A 3,292-nucleotide genomic window follows, 5' to 3' on the forward strand; every position below is an offset into this window, starting at 1 on the left:
TGTGCCCCACGGTGCGGCTCGCCGCGAAGCGCGGCTCGACGCACCCTACCGCCGAGGCGGCACAAGGGATGGGCGGTTGATGCGGTGCCCGGCAAGGCGTAGAGTGCTGGGCGTGGCACCCCGCACCGACCCACCCAGGATCACCCACATGAGGCTCATCCTCTCCGCACTGCTGCTCACCGTTCCGGCGCTGCTTCCCGCGACCGGGGCCGACAAGCCGAAGCCGGTCGCGATGTTCGACGGCAAGACGTTCGACGGCTGGGAGGGCGACACCGCCAAAACGTGGAAGATCGAGGACGGCGTCATCATCGGCGGGTCGCTCGATGCGGTCGTGCCCCGCAACGAGTTCCTCTGCACCAAGAAGACCTACGGGGACTTCGAACTGAGGGTCACGTTCAAGCTCCTCGGCGAGAAGAACAAGAACGCGGGCGTCCAGTTCCGCACCAAGCGCGTCCCGAACCACCACGAGGTGAGCGGGTACCAGGCCGACGCCGGCCAGGGGTACTGGGGCGCGCTGTACGACGAGTCGCGGCGGAACAAGGTGCTCGCCAAGCCGGACCCGAAGGTGCTGGAGGCGCTCGTGAAGGACGACGACTGGAACGAGTACGTGATCCGGTGCGAGGGGCCGCGCATCAAGCTCACGCTCAACGGCACCGTCACCGTGGACTACACCGAGGAGGACGCGACCGTCGAGCGCTCTGGCATCATCGGCCTGCAGATCCACGGCGGCGCGAAGGCCAAGGTGTTCTACAAGGACATCACCATCGAAGAGCTGCCCGCCAAGAAGTGAGCCGCCCCCTGGAGCAGTTCGACCACATCATCGTCGGCCAAGGGCTCGCGGGCACGGCGCTCGCGTGGCGCCTGCGCCGCCGCGGGCTGCGGGTGCTCGTCGTGGACCGCGACGCGCGCGACGGCGCATCACACGTCGCCGCGGGCCTCGTCACCCCCGTCACCGGCAAGCGGCTCGCGAAGTCGTGGCGATGGAGCGAACTCATCCCCGCGGCGCGCGACTTCTACCGCTCGGTCGAGCGCGACACCGGCACCGCACTCTTCCACGAGCGGCCGGCGCTGCGGCTGTTCGCGAGCGAGGCCGAGCGCGCCGAGTACCACCGCCGCCGCGAGAGGCTCGGCGAACTGGTCCGCGACGCGACTTCGGCTCCCGACTGCTTCGACGCGCCGTTTGGCGGCGTCGAGATGCCGCACGCCGCGCGCCTCGACGTGCCGGCGTACCTCGACGCCTCCCGCGAGCAGTTCCGCAACGGCGACGGCTTCCTCGCGGCTGATCTCGACCCGACCCACGAAGTGGAGGTGCGAGCAGACGGCATGCGGCTCCCGCGGTTCGGCGTCGAAGCGCGTGGGCTCGTGTTCTGCCGCGGCTTCGCGGCGAGCGACCCGTGGTTCGGGCGCGTGCGGTTCAACGCGGCGAAGGGCGAGATCCTCACTCTGCGAATCCCGGACTTGAAGGAGGAGCGGGTCGTTCACCGCGGCGTCTGGCTCGCACCGGCGGGCGGCGACCTGTTCCGCTGCGGCGCGACCTACGCCTGGGCCGACCTCACCAACACCCCCACGCCCGCGGGCCGGGCCGAGATCGAATCCCGCCTGCGGGCGTTCCTGCGGGTGCCGTTCGAGGTGCTCGACCACAGCGCCGCGGTGCGGCCGGTCATCGACGCCGGCTATCCGGTGTTGGGTCGCCACCCGGAGCACCCGCAACTTGCGTACTTCAACGGCCTCGGGTCAAAGGGCTCGCTCCTCGCGCCGTTCTTCGCCGAGCAACTCGCCGCGTGTCTCATTGGTGATCGCGAGATCGAACCCGCCCTCGGCGTGCGACGGTTCTTCGCTCTTTAGACACATTGCCAACTTCGCGGGGAAGTGTGCCAATCGTCGCGTTCGCCGGCACGCCGCGGTAGCATGAACGCACCCACGACCCACGCGCCCCGGAGACCGGCCATGACCACCCGCCGCCAGTTCCTCGCCACGTCGGCCGTTGCAGCGGCCGCACTGCCCGGCGCGTTCGCCGGGGGCAACGACCTCATCCGCGTCGGCCTCATCGGGTGCGGGGACCGCGGCACCGGGGCCGCCGTGAACGCGCTCTCGGCCGACAAGAACGTGAAACTCGTCGCGATGGGCGACGCCTTCCCGGACCGCCTCGACGGTAGCCTCGCAACGCTCCTCGCCAAGAAGGGCGTCGCCGACAAGGTGGACGTGAAACCCGACGCGAAGTTCGTCGGGTTCGACGCCTACAAGCAGGTGATCGAGCGGAGCGACGTCGTGCTGCTCACCACCCCGCCGCAGTTCCGCCCGCTGCACCTGAAGGCCGCCGTCGACGCGGGCAAGCACGTCTTCGCCGAGAAGCCGTGTGCGGTGGACGCGCCGGGCGTTCGTTCGGTGCTGGAGTCGTGCGAGCGGGCGAAGACCAAGGGGCTGTCGGTGGTCTCGGGGCTGTGCCTGCGGTACGACGCGGGGTTCCGCGAGTGCGTGAAGCGGGTCCACGGCGGCGCGATTGGCGACGTGGTGACGGTGTTCGCCAACGACTACCGCGGCGGCCGGTGGACCAAGGGCCGGCAGCCCGACTGGAGCGACATGACGTACCAGGTGCGGAACTGGTACAACTTCACGTGGCTGTCGGGCGACTTCAACGTCGAGCAGCACGTCCACTTCCTCGACGTGGCCGCGTGGGTGATGCGCGACACGTACCCCGTGAAGGCGATCGGCATGGGCGGCCGGTCGGTGTACACCGGCCCCGACACCGGCAACATCTACGACCACTTCTCGGTCGTGTACGAGTACGCCGGCGGCCAGCGGCTCGTGAGCAACACGCGGCAGCAGCCGGGGTGCAAGAGCGACATGAGCGCGCTCGCGCTGGGCACGAAGGGCCGGGCGCAGCTCTCGGAGAAGGACGGCGGCATGAACATCAAGGGCGACCACGCCTGGACGTTCGAGGGGCCGGGCAACGCGATGTACCAGGCCGAGCACGACGAGCTGTTCGCGAGCGTCCGCAGCGGCAAGCCGATCAACAACGGCGAGTACATGGCGCGCAGCACGCTGCTGGCGGTCATGGGCCGCATGGCCGCGTACACCGGCCGCGAGGTGACGTGGAAGATGGCGCTGGAGTCGAAGGAGGACCTGACGCCCGCGACGTGGGCCTGGGACGCGAAGCCGCCCGAGGCGGCCGTCGCCGTCCCGGGCGTGACGAAGTTCAGTTGAAGTGGTGTTTCGTTGAGTCGTTCGCCTCACGCGGGCCGCCACGGAGGGCGGCCCCTACAAATCCGCTTGGTTCGTAGGGGCCGCCCTC

The 3,292-nt window shown here is 69.7% G+C and carries 3 protein-coding genes; all 3 read left to right on the forward strand.

Annotated features, from left to right (window positions below; all coding sequences use genetic code 11):
* Nucleotides 1–148: 148 nt before the first annotated feature.
* On the forward strand, nt 149–790 hold the full coding sequence (locus ACTIGN_RS17450) for a 3-keto-disaccharide hydrolase (RefSeq protein ID WP_439626096.1): 642 nt from the start codon (nt 149–151) through the stop codon (nt 788–790).
* Nucleotides 787–1,845, forward strand: a complete 1,059-nt coding sequence (locus ACTIGN_RS17455; RefSeq protein ID WP_439626097.1) for an NAD(P)/FAD-dependent oxidoreductase — start codon at nt 787–789, stop codon at nt 1,843–1,845. Before ACTIGN_RS17450 ends, ACTIGN_RS17455 begins: the two co-directional genes overlap by 4 nt.
* A gap of 102 nt (nt 1,846–1,947) precedes the next feature.
* Nucleotides 1,948–3,204: a Gfo/Idh/MocA family protein gene (locus ACTIGN_RS17460; protein WP_439626099.1), complete on the forward strand. Its 1,257-nt coding sequence runs from the start codon at nt 1,948–1,950 to the stop codon at nt 3,202–3,204.
* Nucleotides 3,205–3,292 lie beyond the last annotated feature (88 nt).

The organism is Gemmata sp., assembly GCF_051859125.1.
Classification (GTDB): domain Bacteria; phylum Planctomycetota; class Planctomycetia; order Gemmatales; family Gemmataceae; genus Gemmata.

Excerpts from the sequence above, each read along its gene's own strand:
- ACTIGN_RS17460 (WP_439626099.1), top strand. The coding sequence starts at position 1,948 with ATGACCACCCGCCGCCAGTTCCTCGCCACGTCGGCCGTTGCAGCGGCC.
- ACTIGN_RS17450 (WP_439626096.1), top strand. The coding sequence starts at position 149 with ATGAGGCTCATCCTCTCCGCACTGCTGCTCACCGTTCCGGCGCTGCTT.